Genomic DNA, 16,436 nt, shown 5'->3' on the forward strand with positions numbered 1-16,436 from the left:
CATGAAGGTCCTGATGGTCGCCTCGGAATGTGCGCCCTTCGTGAAAACGGGGGGCCTCGCGGATGTGGTGGGCGCTTTGCCCGCTGCATTGGCGCGGGTGGATGTGGACGCACAGGTGGTGTTGCCCGCTTATCCGCCGCTTTTTCCGCTGCTGCCCGAAGGGACCGAGGTTACCCGGTTCGACGATCTGCCGGGCGGACCCGGTCGCATCGTCAAGGTCACGGCACAAGGTATGACCCTGCTGCTTCTGGACGCGCCGCAGCTGTTCGACCGTCCCGGCGGGCTTTATGTCGACGAGAGCGGCACCGACTGGCCCGACAACCACCTGCGCTTCGGCGCCCTGTCGATGGCGGGGGCGCGCATCGCGATGGGGGCGATCGAGAAATACCAGCCGGACGTGCTGCACGCGCATGACTGGCAGGCGGCGCTGTCACCTGTCTACCTGCGCATGGCAGGGCGAGACACGCCGCGATCCATCATCACCATCCACAACATCGCCTTTCAGGGGCGCTTCGGCCCACAGGTTCTGGACAGGCTGCACCTCAAGACCGACTGGTTTCATCCCGAGGGGCTGGAGTTTCACGGCGATCTGAGCTTTCTCAAGGGCGGGCTGATATTCTCGGACCGGATCACCACGGTCAGCCCGACCTATGCGCGCGAAATCCTGACGCCCGAGTTCGGCATGGGGCTTGAGGGCGTGCTGCAGGCCCGTGCCCCCGTGCTGAGCGGCGTGTTGAACGGAATCGACACCGACGCCTGGAACCCTGCGGAAGACATCACGCTGGCCGAGCCCTATGACGCAAAGAGCCTGAAGCGCAAGGCGGCGAACCGTATCGCGCTGAGTGAACAGTTGGGTCTGGAGACCGGCAGCGCGGGTCCGCTTTTCTGCGTGGTCAGCCGCCTGACCAGCCAGAAGGGGCTCGACGCGGTTCTGGGCGCGGTGCCACATCTGGTGGAGCACGGCGCGCAATTGGCGGTGCTGGGCAGCGGGCAGCCCGAGCTGGAACAGGGATTCCGCGATGCTGCACAGGCCCATCCCGGTCAGGTGGCCACCCATATCGGCTATGACGAGCGGCTGTCGCATCTGTTTCAGGCCGGAAGCGACGCCATCCTGATCCCGTCGCGGTTCGAGCCTTGCGGCCTGACCCAGCTTTACGGCCTGCGCTATGGCACCCTGCCCGTCGTTGCCCGCACCGGCGGGCTGGCCGACACGGTGATCGACGCCAATGTCGCCGCGCTGATCGCCAAGGCGGCCACCGGCTTTGTCTTCACCGATGTGACGACACCGGGTCTGGAGCAGGTGATCGACCGCGTGATCGCGGCCTATGCCGACCCGAAACTGTGGCAATCCATGCAGCGGGCGGCTATGCGTCATCCGGTGAGCTGGGACAGCTCTGCCAAAGCCTATCGTGACCTTTATGCCGATCTTGCCTGATGACCTATCACGCCACCGTTTCCACACAGCTTGAGCCCGGCTCCCCGTCGCGGTTGGGGGCGCATTTCGACGGCGGCGGGACCAATTTCGCGGTCTTCTCGGAACATGCCGAACAGGTGTTCCTGTGCCTGTTTTCGCCGGACGGCACGCGCGAGGAGATGCGCCTGTCGCTGCCCGAACGCACTGGCGCGGTGTGGCATGGCTATTTGCCGGGCGTGCAACCCGGCACGCTGTATGGCTACCGTGCGTCGGGTCCCTACACGCCCGAGGCCGGGCATCGCTTCAACCGAAACAAGCTGTTGATCGACCCCTATACGCGCGAATTTCACGGCAGTTTCACCGATCACACCGCCACCTTCGGCTATCTGAATTCCGCCCCTGAGGCGGACCTGTCCTTTGACAGCCGCGACAGCGCGCCTTTCGTGGCCAAGTCGGTCGTGTCGGACCCGGCGCTGTTCCCGCTCGATGCGCAGCCGCTGGAGCGCGGCTGGCACGACACGCTGATCTACGAAGCGCATGTCAAAGGCCTGACGCAGCGTCACCCTGACGTACCCGAAGACCTGCGCGGCACCTATGAGGGGCTGGCCACGCCCGCCATGCTGGACCACCTGACCAAACTCGGCGTGACGGCAGTTGAACTGCTGCCGGTGCAGGCGATCCGGTCCGAAGGTGCGCTCACGGCGCGGGGTCTGGTGAATTACTGGGGCTACAACACCATCGGGTTCCTTGCCCCCGAGCCACGCTATTTCGGCCCCGCCGGTGTGCGCGGCTTTCGCGCGATGGTCGATCGCTTTCACGCCGCCGGCATCGAGGTCATTCTGGATGTGGTCTACAACCATTCCGCCGAGGGCGATCACCTTGGACCAACCCTGTCGTTCCGGGGTCTGGACAATGCCAGCTATTACCGGCTGCAGGCCGACCAGCCGCGCTATTATGTGAACGACACGGGCTGTGGCAACACGCTCGACACGACACATCCGTTCGTCATTCGCCTGATCCTCGACAGCCTGCGCTTCTGGGTGCAGGCGATGGGGGTCGATGGGTTCCGGTTTGATCTGGCCGCCACGCTCTGCCGCGAACCTGCCGGGTTCGACCGGACCGGGCGGTTCATGACGGCGCTGCGGCAGGATCCGGTGCTGGCGGGGGTCAAGCTGATCGCGGAGCCGTGGGATATCGGCCCCGGTGGCTACCAGTTGGGCGGGTTCCCGGCCAAGTTCGCGGAATGGAACGACCGCTACCGCGACACGGTACGCAAGTTCTGGCGCGGCGACACGCACGGTGCACAGGAGCTGGGATCGGCGTTGTTGGGCACCGCTTACCTGTTCGACAAACGCGGACGGCGGGTCTGGTCCTCGGTCAATTACGCAGCGTCCCATGACGGCTTCACCCTGGCCGACACGACGCAATACGAACACCGTCACAACATGGCCAATGGCGAGGGCAACCGCGACGGGCACAAGGTCAATTTCAGCGACAATCTGGGCACCGAGGGGCCAAGCGACGATCCCGCGCGCCGCGACATGCGCGCGCGGCGTCAGCGCAACATGCTGGCCACCGTGTTCCTGTCGCAGGGCACGCCGATGCTGCTTGCAGGCGACGAAGGCGGGCACAGCCAGCGCGGCAACAACAACGCCTATTGTCAGGACAATGCCACCACATGGATCGACTGGGCGTCGCTCGATCCCGACCAGATCGCCTTTACCACCGCGCTGTCGCAATTCCGGCGGGACACGCCGATCCTGCGGCAGATGGATTTCCTGCACGGCGCCACGCGCCCGACCGACCACCGCAAGGACGTGGAATGGCGCGGCTTTGATGGCACGCCGCTGAACTGGAGCAATGACAGCCTGTCGAGCCTCTGCCTGCACCTGCGTGGCAATGCCGAGAGCGTGGCGGGCAAGGCGACACGGGACGAGGTGCTTTTGGCCTTCAATCGCGGCAATCACGACCTCGACCTGCTGCTGCCGCCCACAATCCACGATGTCTGGGTGCGCGAGATCGACACCGCCGAGGCTGCGCAACACCCGACGCCCGTCGACGGCGCGCGCATCCGCGTGCCTGCGCAATCGGTCAGCGCCTTTGTCCTGCGGGTCGGGTCAACCGGATGAGCCACACCGATGACAGCCTGCGCGCATTGGCACGGGCGCAGGGTATCTACCTCGAGTTCTTCGACCTGCATGGCACGAAGCACGAGGCCAGCCCCGAGACGCTGCGCGCGCTGCTGCGGGCGCTCGGAACGGATGTCGACAATCCTGCGACCGTGTACGCGCCCTCTGAAGTGATCGCCTTTGCCGGTGACGCCATCGCGGTGCCGGTCTCTGGCGGGTGTGATTGGGCTCTGCTGAACGAGGGTGGTGCGGTTGTCGCCGAAGGCCGGGCCACCGACAGGATCGACCTGCCGCCCTTGGACGTCGGGTATTTCGATCTGCACCGCACAGGGGCGCATCCCGGTCAGAGCTTTGTCATGGTCCGCCCGCATCGCGCGCCGGATCTGGCGTCGAAATCCGGGACCGACACTTGCTGGGGCACAACAGGCGCGCTTTACGGGTTGCGGTCAGCGAACAACGGCGGCTTGGGCAATTACGCCGATCTGGGCGCGGTTGCCGCCACGTTCGGCCGCGCGGGTGCGCAGTTTCTCGGGGTCAATCCGCTACACGCGCTTGGATGGGCGATGCAGGACATCATCAGCCCCTATTCGCCCTCGCATCGGGGCATGTTCAACATCGACCATATCGCGGTCGAAGGCGGGCTTGGACCGACGCCCGACGGTGACCTGATCGACTATGCCGCCTTCCGCCAGACGCATCGCGCAGCCCTTGAGGCGCAGTACGTGCAGCGCGACATCGCGGCCTTTGCGGCATGGTGCGCCACCTGTTCCGACGACACGCGGCAGTTTGCTGAATTCGAGGCGATCAGCGAGATCCATGGCCATGATTTCCGCACATGGCCCGCAGCGCTGCAAACCCCCGGAGCGGCGGCGCACAAGGCGGCGGGCAAACGGGCGGAGTTCCACCTCTGGCTGCAATATCAGTCGGAAACCCAGATCGACGCGGCGCAGGGCGCGGCGACACGGGCAGGCATGGACCTTGGCCTCTACCTTGACCTTGCGGTCGGTCCGCGCCCGGACGGGGCCGAGGTCTGGATGAACGCGGACACCATCGCGCGGGGCGTCACCATAGGCGCGCCCCCCGATCACCTGAGCCCCGAGGGGCAATCCTGGGCGCTGGCCGCCCATGCGCCCGGACCATTGGCGCAGGCGCGCTATGCCCCGCTGCGGTCGATGCTGCGGCGGTTGATGGCGAAATGCGGCGTGTTGCGGATTGACCACGCATTGGGTCTCTTGCGCAGCTACTGGCTGCCCGACGATGGCAGTCCGGGTGGATATGTCACGCAACCACTTGAGGCGTTGCTGGCAATCATCACCATCGAGGCGCATCGCGCGGGCTGTCTGGTGGTGGGCGAAGACCTTGGGCTGGTGCCTGACGGGTTTCGCGAGGCGATGAACACGTCCGGGCTTTACAGCTATGCGGTCTGGCAATTCGAGACCACGGGCACGGGTGAAATCCTGCCCGCCGACACCTTGCCACCCTACAGCCTTGCCTGTTTCGGCACACATGACACACCCACGCTGAACGGGTTCTGGCATGGCACCGATATCGAATGGTGGCACCGGGTCGGCTGGGTGAACTCCGGCGACCGTGCCGCGCGGCACAGCCACCGCGCGAGGCAGCGGACCAGCCTGCGGGAGATATGCGACATTCCCGCAACAGCCCGCATCCCCGAGGTGGCCGAGGCTGTCCATGGCAGGTTGGCAGGGTCTCCGGCAGCGCTGGTGTCGGTGCAGTTGGACGATGTGTTCACCGAACTGGAGGCGCAGAACCTGCCCGGCACCATCAACGAGCACCCGAACTGGCGGCGCCGCCTGAACGTGCCGGTCGAAGAGATGGCACAGAGCCCGGTTCTGCGACATATTGCGGACGTGATGACCACGAAGCGCGGTCACGGCGCGCGCCCAAACAGCACCGACCATTCCGAGGAGGCATCGGCATGACGATCCTGACCCAAAGCTGCACCCCGTTCGACGGACAGAAACCCGGCACGTCGGGCCTGCGCAAGAAGACCCGCGTGTTCATGCAGCCGGGCTATCTTGAATGCTTCGTGCAGTCGATCTTCAACGGCATTGACGGGGTCGAGGGCAAGGCGCTGGTGATCGGCGGCGACGGGCGGTTCTTCAACGCTGAGGCGATCCAGACCATCCTGCGCATGGCTGCGGCCAATGGCGCTGCGCTGGCGATTGTCGGTCAGGGTGGGCTGCTGTCGACCCCGGCCGCGTCGCACCTGATCCGGCTGCGGGGCGCGGATGGCGGGCTGATCCTGTCGGCCAGCCACAATCCCGGCGGTGTCGACGAGGATTTCGGACTGAAATACAACATCGCGAATGGCGGTCCCGCGCCCGAGACGATCACCGACGCGATCTTTGCGCAGACCCAGACGATCCACAGCTACAGGACGCTGGACACCGGCGATATCGACCTTGACCGGATCGGTGTGACCCCGCTGGGCGACATGGTGGTCGAGGTGGTGGACCCGGTGACCGATTACGCCGCGCTGATGGAAGACCTGTTCGACTTCAACGCGTTGCGGGCCTTGTTCGCCAGCGGGTTCACGATGACATTCGACGCGATGCATGCGGTCACCGGACCCTATGCGAGGATGATCCTCGAAGACAGTCTGGGCGCGCCTGCGGGCACCGTGATGAACGGCGTGCCGCTGGTGGATTTCGGCAAGGGTCACCCAGACCCCAATCCGATCTGGGCCAAGCCTCTGGTCGATCTGGTGATGTCCGATGACGGGCCGGATTTCGCGGCTGCGTCAGACGGTGACGGGGACCGCAACATGATCCTAGGCCGGGGTGTTTACGTCACACCCTCGGATTCACTGGCGGTGCTGGCGGCCAACGCGCATCTGGCCCCGGGCTACGCGCGCGGCATTGCGGGTGTGGCGCGCTCCATGCCGACCAGCGGAGCATGTGACCGCGTGGCCGAGGCTTACGGGGTGGAGTGTTTCGAGACACCAACGGGATGGAAGTTCTTCGGCAACCTGCTGGATGCGGGGCGCGTGACGCTCTGCGGCGAGGAAAGCGCAGGCACGGGCAGCGACCATGTGCGCGAAAAGGACGGGCTTTGGGCGGTGTTGCTTTGGTTGAACATCCTGGCGGTGCGCAAGCTGTCGGTGAAGGACATCCTTCAGGACCATTGGCAGACCTACGGGCGCAATTATTATTCGCGGCACGATTACGAGGCGGTGGATTCTGCGGCGGCGCATGCGCTGATGGCGGAGTTGACGGCGAAACTGGGCGATCTGGCCGGGCAATCCTTTGGCGCCTGTGCGGTCACGTCGGCGGATTCCTTCACCTATCACGACCCGGTTGACGGATCGGTGAGCCACAACCAGGGCCTTCGCATCAACTTTGACGGCGGCGGGCGCGCTGTGTTGCGCTTGTCGGGCACCGGGACCGAAGGCGCGACGCTTCGGGTCTATCTCGAGCGCTACGAGGCACCGGGTGGCGATCTGAACATCGAGACACAGGCGGCGCTGCACGACATTGCTGTGGCCACCGCGCAGATCAGCGGATTGACCGAGCGCACCGGGCGGTCCTCGCCGGATGTGATGACCTGAGCGGCTGCCCTAGCCGTGCCGGACCCGCAAACGGGACGCGCGGCGGGTCAAGACCTGACGACGCGCAAACGCGACGATAAACAGCGCCGTCAGGATCAGGATGATCGTCGGCGCGGGCGCGCTGTCGAGGAAGAAGCTGAGATACGTGCCCAGCAGCATCGCGCCCATGTTGAGGATCACCGCCACCCAGAGCATCGTCCGGAACTGCCGCACCAACAGGAACGCGATCGCCCCCGGCGCGATCAGCAGTCCGATGGCAAGGATCAGACCCACCGCCGACAGGGTGGCCACGATGGTCAGTGACAGCGCCGTCAGCAGCCCGTAATGCAGCGCGTTGACCCACAGCCCCGAGGCCTGCGCCTGCGCGGGATCAAAGCTGTGCAGCAGCCAGTCCCTCCACTTGAGTACCAGCACCCCGGCGACCAGCGCCGAGATGATGCCTGCGGTCCAAAGCTCGTGCGGCTCCACCCCCAGCATGTTGCCGAAGAGGATGTGATCCAGATGCGCGTTTGTCTCGACCGAGACATAAAGCACGATGCCAAGACCGAACATGCCCGAGAATACGACACCCATCACCGTGTCCTCTTTCACCCGGCTGTTGCTGGACAGGTACCCCGTGGCCAGCGCGCAGGTCATTCCGGCAGCAAAGGCGCCGATGATCAGCGGGATGCCAAGGATATAGGCCAGCACGATCCCCGGCAGCACCGCGTGGCTGACCGCATCCCCCATCAGCGCCCAGCCCTTGAGGACGAGGAAGCATGACAGGAGCGCGGTCGGCACCGCGACCATCATCGAGATGAGGAAGGCGTTTTGCATGAATGCAAAGCGGAAGGGCAAAAGCAGGGCTTCAAGCTCCATCATGCACCGCCTTTTGCAGGATCGGCCCGCACGAGGCTGTCTTTTGGCCCATCGCGCAGCGCCGCGTTTGCCTTGCGCCGCGCGGCCAGAATGCCGTGGCGGGGGGCGAACACGAATGCGACAAGAAAGATCACCGTTTGCAGGCAGACGATGATCCCGCCGGTCGCACCGTCGAGGAAATAACTGGCATAGGCTCCGGTGAAACTGGTCACCATCCCGATCACAACCGAGGTGATGATCAGCCGCGGGAAGCGGTCGCAGAGCAGGTAGGCGGTGGCCCCCGGTGTCACCACCATGGCGATCACGAGAAACGCCCCCACGGTCTGCATCGCCGCCACGACCGAGGCCGAGAGCAGCACGAAGAACACCGCCTTGAGCAGTTGCGGGCGCAAGCCGATGGTGCGGGCGTGGTTTTCGTCAAAGAAGGTGACCATCAGGTCTTTCCACTTGGCCAGCAGCACCGCCAGCGACACAAAGCCGATGATCGCCAGTTGCAGCGTGTCCTCGGGTGTGATGGCCAATATGTTGCCCATTGTGATGGTCTGGATCGACACCGACATCGGGTTGATCGACACCATGAAGAGGCCAAGCCCGAAGAAGGACGTGAAGATCAGGCCGATGATCACGTCAGGCTTCAGCCCCGACCGTTCGGACAGAAACAGCATCGACCCAGCCGCAAGCCCTCCCGCGATGAACGCGCCCAGCGCGAAAGGCAGGCCGAGGATATAGGCACCGGCAACCCCCGGCACGACCGAATGGGCCAGCGCGTCCCCGATCAGGGACCATCCCTTGAGCATGAGATAGGATGACAGGAACGCACAGACCGCGCCGACCAGCGCCGAGACCCACATGGCGTTGACCATGTAATTGTAGGTGAAGGGTTCCAGCAGGTAGGCCGTCATGTGCCCGGATCCGTGCGTTGCGTCTTGTCGCCGTATTGGACGAAGGGGCGTTCGTCATCGGTGAAGATCGTCACCTCGCGCGCGTCTTCATCGTCGTGCAGCGTGTCGCCGCCCAGCGTGAAATGCCGCAGCACGCCGCCGAACGCCTTTTCGAGGTTTTCACGGGTGAAGGTGGTCTCTGTCGGACCGTGGGCCAGCACGGTGCCCTTGACCAGAACCGTACGGTCGCAGAATTCGGTGACCGACCCGAGGTTGTGGGTGGAGACCAGCATGACCCGCCCTTCATCGCGCAGGTCACGCAGCAGCGATACGATCTGGTCCTCGGTCTTGACATCGACGCCGGTGAACGGCTCGTCCAGCAGGATCACCTGCCCGTCCTGTGCGAGCGCACGGGCAAGGAACACGCGCTTGCGCTGGCCGCCGGACAGCTCTCCGATCTGGCGGTGGCGGAACTGGGTCATGTTCACGCGGGCCAGTGCCAGATCGACCGCCGCGTGATCGGCCGCCTTGGGTCGGCGCAGGAAACCCATCTTGCCGTAGCGGCCCATCATCACAACGTCTTCGACCAGCACGGGGAACGCCCAGTCCACCTCCTCGGCTTGCGGCACATAGGCGACGAGGTTCCGGGCGAGCGCGTCTTTCACGCTCATGCCGAGGATGCGGATCTCTCCCTGAGACGCAGGGACAAAGCCCATGATCGCCTTGAACAGCGTTGATTTCCCCGCGCCGTTGATCCCCACAAGCGCGGTCACGGTGCCGCGCGGGATCTCGAAGCTGGCGTTCCAGAGCGCGGTATGACCGTTGCGATAGGTGACCGTCACATCCTGCGCGGACAGGCCGCCGCCCTTGGTGGCAGCGGGGGTGTCGGGTTTGGTACGGCTTTGCTCATCGAGCATGATGCGTCCTTGTTGTTTCAGGCCGGTGGCCTGACATGGTCTTGCCCGCAGGACCGGCCACGGGCAAGGACGTGTTCCACTACCCTGCCTAGTTGGTGGCAGAGGTCAATCCGTCCGCCACGGTTCGGGTGGTGACGGTCAGCAGGTCGAGATAGGTCGGAACCGGCCCGCCTGCCTCGCTCAACGAATCGACATAGAGCACACCGCCATAGGTGACACCCGTTTCGCGCGCGACCTGTTCCGCCGGGGCGGTGTTGACGGTGCTTTCGCAGAACACGACCGGGATATCGTGTTCGCGAACACCGTCGATGACTGCGCGCACCTGCTGGGGTGTTCCTGTCTGATCGGCGTTCATCGGCCAGAGGTAGAGCTCCTTGAGACCCATGTCGCGGGCCAGATAGCTGAACGCGCCTTCGCAGGTCACAAGCCAGCGCTGGTCTTCAGGGATCGCAGCGACAGCGGCGCGCAGCGGGTCGATGGTGGCGCGCAACGCGTCTTTGTAGCGATCGGCATTTGCGGCGTATATCGCCGCATTGTCCGGGTCGTGTTCCGAAAAGGCAGCCGCAATGTTGTCGATGTAAATCAGAGCGTTCTCAAGCCCCATCCAGGCGTGCGGGTTGGGTTTGCCTTCGTAGCTGCCAGCCGAGATCGAAATCGGGTCGATACCGTCACTGAGCGTCACCGAGGGCACCTCGTCGAGATTGGCGACGAATTGTTCGAACCACAGTTCGAGGTTGAGCCCGTTCCACAGGATCAGGTCCGCATCATGGGCGCGCACGATATCCTGCGGTGTGGGTTCATAGCCGTGGATTTCCGCACCCGGTTTGGTGATCGACACCACCTCGGCGGCGTCGCCTGCCACGTTCGACGCCATATCCGCCAGAACGGTAAAGGTGGTGACCACCTTCATCTTGTCCTGCGCCACAGCCGTGTTCGCCCCTGCGACCAGAAACGCGGCCGACATCAGCGCCAGAATACCCGTTTTCATCCGTTTCACCTCCTGCATGAGTATGTCTGTATCGTTTTGAAAATGCAAATCACTCGCAAAAAGGTAAGATAGAGTATTGGTCCTGCAAGACGCAGCCAGCAAAAAAGGCGCATTCCCGCCAATTGACGCTGCGCTGTGACGATCCCGATGTTGGAGGTCAGTGGTGAGCCGTGCAGGATTCGAACCTGCGACCCACTGATTAAAAGTCAGTTGCTCTACCAACTGAGCTAACGGCCCACTGGCGCGGTGTCTAGAAAGAGGGCGGAGTGCGGTCAACCCCCAAAACGGCACAATTCCAAGCTATCTTTCAGAATGCCGCAGCAGTGGTCGGATGGCGGGCTGGAAAGAGCGGTGCGACAGGCGTATATGCGCGGCCATGATGACCCACGCCACACGCGATATCGCCTTCATGAAGATGCACGGGCTCGGCAATGATTTTGTCGTGCTGGATGCGCGTGTGCGCCCCGTGGACATGACCGCTGCGTTGGCGCAGGCGATCGGCGACCGGCATCGCGGTGTGGGGTTCGACCAGCTTGCCCTGATCGAGCCCGGGCCGGACGGTGCTGATGCGCGGCTGGTCTTTTACAACTCCGATGGGTCGACCGCTGGCGCCTGTGGCAATGCCACCCGGTGCATCGCGCGGCATCTGATGGATGAAGCAGGGCTGTCCGAAGTGGTGCTGGTCACCGAGCGCGGGCGTTTGATGGCGCGCGACGCGGGGGATGGTCTCACCTCGGTCAACATGGGGCAGCCGCAATTGCGCTGGGATGAGGTGCCGCTGGCCTCCGAGATGGACACGCTGGAATTGCCCATCGACGGCGGCCCGACCGCAACCGGCATGGGCAACCCGCATTGCACGTTTTTCGTGGAGGATTCCGAATCGGTGGACCTTGAAGCACGGGGGGCGGAGATCGAGCATCATCCGCTGTACCCGCAGCGCACCAATGTGCAGTTTGCCAGCGTGATCGGTCCCGACCATCTGCGGATGCGGGTGTGGGAACGCGGTGTCGGCGTGACGCTGGCCTCCGGGTCGTCGTCCTGTGCCACGGCTGTAGCTGCCGCGCGGCGCGGCCTGACGGGGCGTCGCGTCAGCATCGACCTTGATGGCGGGCGGATCGAGATCGACTGGCGCGAGGACGGCGTCTGGATGACCGGACCGACGGCGCATGTGTTCTCGGGAACCTTCTCCTCCGACTGGTTGGAGGCGGTTCGATGAGCGCGCCCAAGTTCACCACGCTGGGCTGCAGGCTCAATGCCTACGAGACCGAGGCGATGAAGGACCTTGCCGCTCAGGCAGGGCTTGAGAATGCCGTGGTTGTGAACACCTGCGCCGTAACCGCCGAGGCGGTGCGCAAGGCGCGGCAGGAAATCCGCAAGCTGCGGCGGGAAAACCCGGATGCCAGGCTGATCGTGACGGGATGTGCGGCACAGACCGAACCCGAGACCTTTGCCCGTATGGCCGAGGTCGACGCAGTGATCGGCAATACCGAGAAGATGACGCCGGACACCTGGAAAGGGCTGGCGGCGGATTTCATCGGGGAAACCGAGGCGCTTCAGGTCAACGACATCATGTCGGTGACGGAAACCGCGCAGCACCTGATCGACGGGTTCGGCACGCGCAGCCGCGCCTATGTGCAGGTGCAGAACGGCTGCGATCACCGATGCACCTTCTGCATCATCCCCTACGGACGCGGGAATTCGCGGTCGGTGCCTGCGGGTGTGATCGTGGATCAGATCAAGCGGCTGGTGGATACCGGCTTCAACGAGGTGGTGCTGACCGGGGTCGATCTGACCTCCTGGGGTGCGGACCTGCCTGCGCAGCCGAAGCTGGGCGATCTGGTCACGCGCATCCTCAAGCTGGTGCCGGACCTGCCGCGCCTGCGGATCAGCTCGATCGACAGCATCGAGGTGGACGAGAACCTGATGCAGGCCATCGCGACCGAACCGCGCCTGATGCCGCATCTGCATCTGAGCCTTCAGCATGGAGACGACCTGATCCTCAAGCGGATGAAGCGGCGGCACCTGCGCGACGATGCGATCCGCTTTGCCGAAGCGGCGCGCAAATTGCGCCCGGACATGACCTTTGGCGCGGACATCATCGCGGGATTCCCGACCGAGACCGAGGCGCATTTCGAGAATTCGCTCAAACTGGTGGACGAATGCAGCCTCACTTGGCTGCATGTTTTCCCCTATTCACCGCGCGAGGGCACACCCGCCGCGCGGATGCCGCAGGTGGACGGTCGCGCGATCAAGGACCGGGCGGCGCGGTTGCGGGCGGCCGGTGACGTGGCCGTGGCCCGCCACCTGCAAGATCAGCAGGGGCGCAGCCACAGCGTGCTGATGGAAGCCGAAGACATGGGCCGTACCGAGCAGTTCACCGAAGTGCGGTTTTCAAGCCCTCAGCCCGTGGGGCAGATCGTGACCGCGACCATCACCGGGCGCGCCGGACATCAGCTTGTCGTGTGATTGCGCGCGATCCGTTGCACCGGCTCCCGAATTGCGCCAAAACCACCCGATGACCGATCAATCCCGCGCGCTGTGCGTCCATCTTCTGACCGCCACCGGAGCCGTCTTTGCCATGCTGGCCCTGCTGGCGGCGGCGCAGGAAAAGTGGTCGATCATGTTCCTGTGGCTGGTCGTGGCCTTTGCCGTGGACGGTATAGATGGCCCTCTGGCCCGCAAATACGATGTGAAAACCTATGCGCCGCGCTTTGACGGGGTGTTGCTCGATCTCATCATCGACTACCTGACCTATGTGTTCATTCCGGCCTTCGCGCTGTTTCAGTCTGGCCTTCTGCCCGGCTGGATGGGGTGGTTTGCGATCATCGTGATCACCTTTGCCTCGGCCATGTATTTCGCTGACAGCCGGATGAAGACCTCGGACAATTCATTTCACGGGTTTCCCAGTTGCTGGAACATGGTGGTGCTGGTGCTGTTTGCCATCGAGCCGAATTTCTGGGTGTCGCTGGCACTGGTCGCGCTGTTGGCGGTGGCGATGTTCCTGCCGTTGAAGTTCATCCACCCGGTGCGGACGGAACGCTGGCGCAGCGTGTCGCTGCCAGTGGCACTCGCCTGGACGTTCTTTGCAGGCTGGGCGGCCTGGGTCGATTTTCATCCCGAAAGCTGGGCGCTTTGGGGTCTGGTCGCCACGTCGGTGTACCTGATCCTGGTGGGCACCGTGCAGCAGATTGTACCGACACGCAGCCAGTGATTGCCTTTGGCGGCAAAGCACATCAAGGCTGAGCCATGTTCGTGCCCAAAGCCAACAATCCCTTTCTTGCAGCACTTCTGACGCTGCTGGCCTCGGCCTTTCTGGCCGGCACCACCTTGCTGGCCAAGATGCTCGGGACGGATGTGCTTGGGCCTGCGCTGAACCCGCTTCAGATCAGCCAGGGGCGGTTCATCTTTGCGTTGGCGGCGTTCTCGGTTGCGGCGGTCGTTCTGCGGCTGCGGTTCACTCATGTCGCCTGGCCCACCCATACGCTGCGCGTCGTCTTTGGCTGGGGCGGTGTGACGCTGATGTTCGCAGCAGCGGCGTTCATCCCGCTGTCGGACGCGACCGCGATCAGCCTTTTAAACCCGGTGATCGGGATGCTGCTGGCCATTCCATTCCTCGGCGAACGGATCGGCCCGGTGCGCCTGACGGCGGCGGCGATTGCGCTTGCCGGTGCGATGATCCTGCTCCGCCCGACGCCGGACGCGTTTCAGCCCGCCGCATTGCTGGCGCTAGGGGCTGCCGTGGCGCTGGGGTTTGAGTTGATCGTGATGAAGCGGCTGACCGGGCGCGAGGGGCCGATGCAGATCCTGCTGATCAACAACGTGATTGGGGTCTGCATCGCATCTGCCGCAGCGGTCTGGGTCTGGATCGCACCGACGCCCGCGCAATGGGTGGCGCTGGCCGGGATCGGGCTGTTGATGGCGTCGGCGCAGACCTGCTTCATCAACGCCATCGCCCGTGCCGATGCAGGGTTCGTGGGGCCATTCTTTTACGCCACTCTGGTCTTTGCGGCGATCTACGATTTCGCCATCTTCGGCGTGCGCCCCGATGCGGTGTCGGTCATCGGGACGCTGATCATCCTGTGCGGTGCGGGCCTGTTGATGTGGCGCGAAGGCCGCATCAGGCCTTCAGTCGGTAGCCCCGTCGGAAAAATGACCACGCCAGCAGATTGATCGCCACGGTGCTGACAAGCGCCACGACCGCGCCCAGGAGCGGGCTGCTGTCGGACACCCCGATCATGCCCCAGCGCACCCCGTCGATCAGGTAGAAGATCGGGTTGGCATGGGTGATGTCGTTGAGCAGCGGCGGCAGCGCATCGACCGAGTAGAACGTGCCCGACAGGAAGGCGAGCGGCGTGACGATGAAGTTGGTGATCGCGGCCATCTGGTCGAACTTCTCTGCATAGATGCCTGCGACCATGCCGATGCCGGACAAAAGCGCCGCACCGACGATGACGAAATACAGCGCGGTCAGCGGATGGTGCGGCACGATTCCCAGGAACACCCACAGCGCCACGGCAATGGCGATAGCCACCAGCAGCCCGCGCGCCACACCACCCGCCAGATACCCCAGCACCAGTTCACCGGCCGAGAGCGGCGGCATCAGCGTGTCGACGATGTTGCCCTGCACTTTTGACACCACGATCGAGGACGAGGTGTTGGCAAAGGCGTTCTGGATCACCGTCATCATCAGGATGCCCGGCGCGATGAAGGTGGTGAAGTCCACTCCCATCACCTCGCCCCGGCGGGGACCGATGGCGATGGTGAAGATCAGCATGAAAAGCCCCGCTGTGACCAAAGGCGCCAGAAGCGTCTGGGTCCATACGTTGAGGAACCGCAGGGTCTCGCGTTGGCCGAGCGTATAGAGCCCAAGCCAGTTCACCCTCCCGAAGCGGCGTTCATTGGCCATCATCTGTCCGGTTTGCTGCATTGCTGCCCTCTTGCCTGTCGGCGCGGGTTGTAACTCGCCCGCGCATGATTAGAATAGGGAGCGACTTAGAGATTTCGGGCGGCCAACGCAAACGGCCGCTTTTTTTTGATGGAGGGCACGATGTCCTGGACCGATGAACGCGTTGAGCTGTTGAAGAAGATGTGGGGCGAAGGTCAGTCGGCCAGCCAGATCGCCAAGGAGCTTGGCGGCGTGACGCGCAATGCCGTGATCGGAAAGGTGCACCGTCTGGGCCTGTCGAACCGTGCCGGGGCCGCCGGTCCTGCCAAGGCCGAACCGAAACCCGCCCCCAAGGCCGAAGCGCCGAAACCCAAGGCGGCGCCAAAGCCCGCGGCGGCAGCTGCCGCGCCCGCCAAACCCGCACAGCCCGAGGTCGTGATGGAAACGAAATCAGCCACACCGCCGGCCAGCCCGCGCCGGCAGATCATTCCCGCCGGTCAACCTCTGCCGCCGCAGCCATCCGCCAACGAGATCAGCCCGGAGGCGCTTGCCAAGGTGAACGCCATCGAAAAGAAGGCCAAGAAACTGTCCTTGATGGAACTGACCGAAAAGACCTGCAAATGGCCGGTGGGCGACCCCGCGACTCCGAATTTCTGGTTCTGCGGCCTGCCGGTGCAACAGGGCAAGCCCTATTGCGAGGCACATGTCGGCGTTGCGTTCCAGCCGATGAGCTCGCGGCGCGACCGTCGTCGCTGAGGCGTCTGGTTATTCCGAAATACGGAGGCGGCTTGAC

General features: G+C 64.1%; 14 protein-coding genes and 1 tRNA gene. 9 read left to right on the forward strand and 6 right to left on the reverse strand.

Annotation, left to right across the window (positions count from 1 at the left end; all coding sequences use genetic code 11):
* Position 1 precedes the first annotated feature (1 nt).
* The 4 genes from glgA to IEV82_RS00620 are packed head-to-tail and all read left to right on the forward strand — an operon-like array spanning position 2 to position 7,114.
* Complete coding sequence (glgA, locus tag IEV82_RS00605; protein WP_188480008.1) at positions 2-1,435, forward strand: glycogen synthase GlgA; 1,434 nt, start codon at positions 2-4, stop codon at positions 1,433-1,435.
* Positions 1,435-3,543, forward strand: a complete 2,109-nt coding sequence (gene glgX / locus IEV82_RS00610; RefSeq protein WP_188480009.1) for a glycogen debranching protein GlgX — start codon at positions 1,435-1,437, stop codon at positions 3,541-3,543. Before glgA ends, glgX begins: the two co-directional genes overlap by 1 nt.
* Positions 3,540-5,486: a 4-alpha-glucanotransferase gene (locus IEV82_RS00615; RefSeq protein WP_188480010.1), complete on the forward strand. Its 1,947-nt coding sequence runs from the start codon at positions 3,540-3,542 to the stop codon at positions 5,484-5,486. Before glgX ends, IEV82_RS00615 begins: the two co-directional genes overlap by 4 nt.
* Entirely contained in the window at positions 5,483-7,114 is a 1,632-nt protein-coding gene (locus tag IEV82_RS00620; protein WP_188480011.1) for an alpha-D-glucose phosphate-specific phosphoglucomutase, read from the forward strand. Before IEV82_RS00615 ends, IEV82_RS00620 begins: the two co-directional genes overlap by 4 nt.
* Before the next feature lie 9 nt (positions 7,115-7,123).
* On the opposite strand, the gene IEV82_RS00625 is transcribed toward IEV82_RS00620, so the two are convergent.
* The 5 genes from IEV82_RS00625 to IEV82_RS00645 form a co-directional block, all read right to left on the reverse strand.
* Positions 7,124-7,972 (reverse strand): metal ABC transporter permease, encoded by an 849-nt coding sequence (locus tag IEV82_RS00625; protein WP_188480772.1) that lies wholly within the window; start codon positions 7,970-7,972, stop codon positions 7,124-7,126.
* A complete protein-coding gene (locus tag IEV82_RS00630; RefSeq protein ID WP_188480012.1) occupies positions 7,972-8,874 on the reverse strand; it encodes a metal ABC transporter permease in 903 nt (300 codons plus the stop codon). Before IEV82_RS00630 ends, IEV82_RS00625 begins: the two co-directional genes overlap by 1 nt.
* Complete coding sequence (locus IEV82_RS00635) at positions 8,871-9,770, reverse strand: manganese/iron ABC transporter ATP-binding protein (protein WP_188480013.1); 900 nt, start codon at positions 9,768-9,770, stop codon at positions 8,871-8,873. The genes IEV82_RS00630 and IEV82_RS00635 overlap by 4 nt, the downstream gene beginning before the upstream one ends.
* A gap of 88 nt (positions 9,771-9,858) precedes the next feature.
* Positions 9,859-10,758 carry a metal ABC transporter substrate-binding protein gene (locus IEV82_RS00640; RefSeq protein WP_188480014.1) on the reverse strand — a complete coding sequence of 300 codons (900 nt, stop codon included), beginning with the start codon at positions 10,756-10,758 and terminating at the stop codon, positions 9,859-9,861.
* 161 nt (positions 10,759-10,919) lie between these two features.
* Positions 10,920-10,995: transfer RNA gene (locus tag IEV82_RS00645), tRNA-Lys, on the reverse strand.
* Between the two features lie 139 nt (positions 10,996-11,134).
* Between IEV82_RS00645 and dapF the strand changes: the two genes are divergently transcribed.
* Genes dapF through IEV82_RS00665 form a run of 4 tightly spaced genes read left to right on the forward strand, consistent with a single transcriptional unit; the run spans position 11,135 to position 14,928 of the window.
* Positions 11,135-11,974, forward strand: coding sequence for a diaminopimelate epimerase (dapF, locus tag IEV82_RS00650; RefSeq protein WP_188480015.1), 840 nt, complete (start codon positions 11,135-11,137; stop codon positions 11,972-11,974).
* Entirely contained in the window at positions 11,971-13,224 is a 1,254-nt protein-coding gene (gene mtaB, locus IEV82_RS00655; RefSeq protein ID WP_188480016.1) for a tRNA (N(6)-L-threonylcarbamoyladenosine(37)-C(2))-methylthiotransferase MtaB, read from the forward strand. The genes dapF and mtaB overlap by 4 nt, the downstream gene beginning before the upstream one ends.
* A gap of 49 nt (positions 13,225-13,273) precedes the next feature.
* On the forward strand, positions 13,274-13,969 hold the full coding sequence (locus tag IEV82_RS00660) for a CDP-alcohol phosphatidyltransferase family protein (protein WP_188480017.1): 696 nt from the start codon (positions 13,274-13,276) through the stop codon (positions 13,967-13,969).
* Positions 13,970-14,004: 35 nt separating this feature from the next.
* On the forward strand, positions 14,005-14,928 hold the full coding sequence (locus tag IEV82_RS00665) for a DMT family transporter (RefSeq protein ID WP_188480018.1): 924 nt from the start codon (positions 14,005-14,007) through the stop codon (positions 14,926-14,928).
* On the opposite strand, the gene IEV82_RS00670 is transcribed toward IEV82_RS00665, so the two are convergent.
* On the reverse strand, positions 14,876-15,685 hold the full coding sequence (locus IEV82_RS00670; protein WP_188480019.1) for an ABC transporter permease: 810 nt from the start codon (positions 15,683-15,685) through the stop codon (positions 14,876-14,878). The two genes, IEV82_RS00665 and IEV82_RS00670, sit on opposite strands and share 53 nt — an antisense overlap.
* Positions 15,686-15,805: 120 nt before the next feature.
* On the opposite strand from IEV82_RS00670, the gene IEV82_RS00675 reads away from it, so the two are divergent.
* Entirely contained in the window at positions 15,806-16,399 is a 594-nt protein-coding gene (locus tag IEV82_RS00675; protein ID WP_188480020.1) for a GcrA family cell cycle regulator, read from the forward strand.
* Positions 16,400-16,436: the final 37 nt, after the last annotated feature.

Source organism: Marivita lacus (assembly GCF_014637725.1).
Lineage (GTDB): Bacteria > Pseudomonadota > Alphaproteobacteria > Rhodobacterales > Rhodobacteraceae > Marivita > Marivita lacus.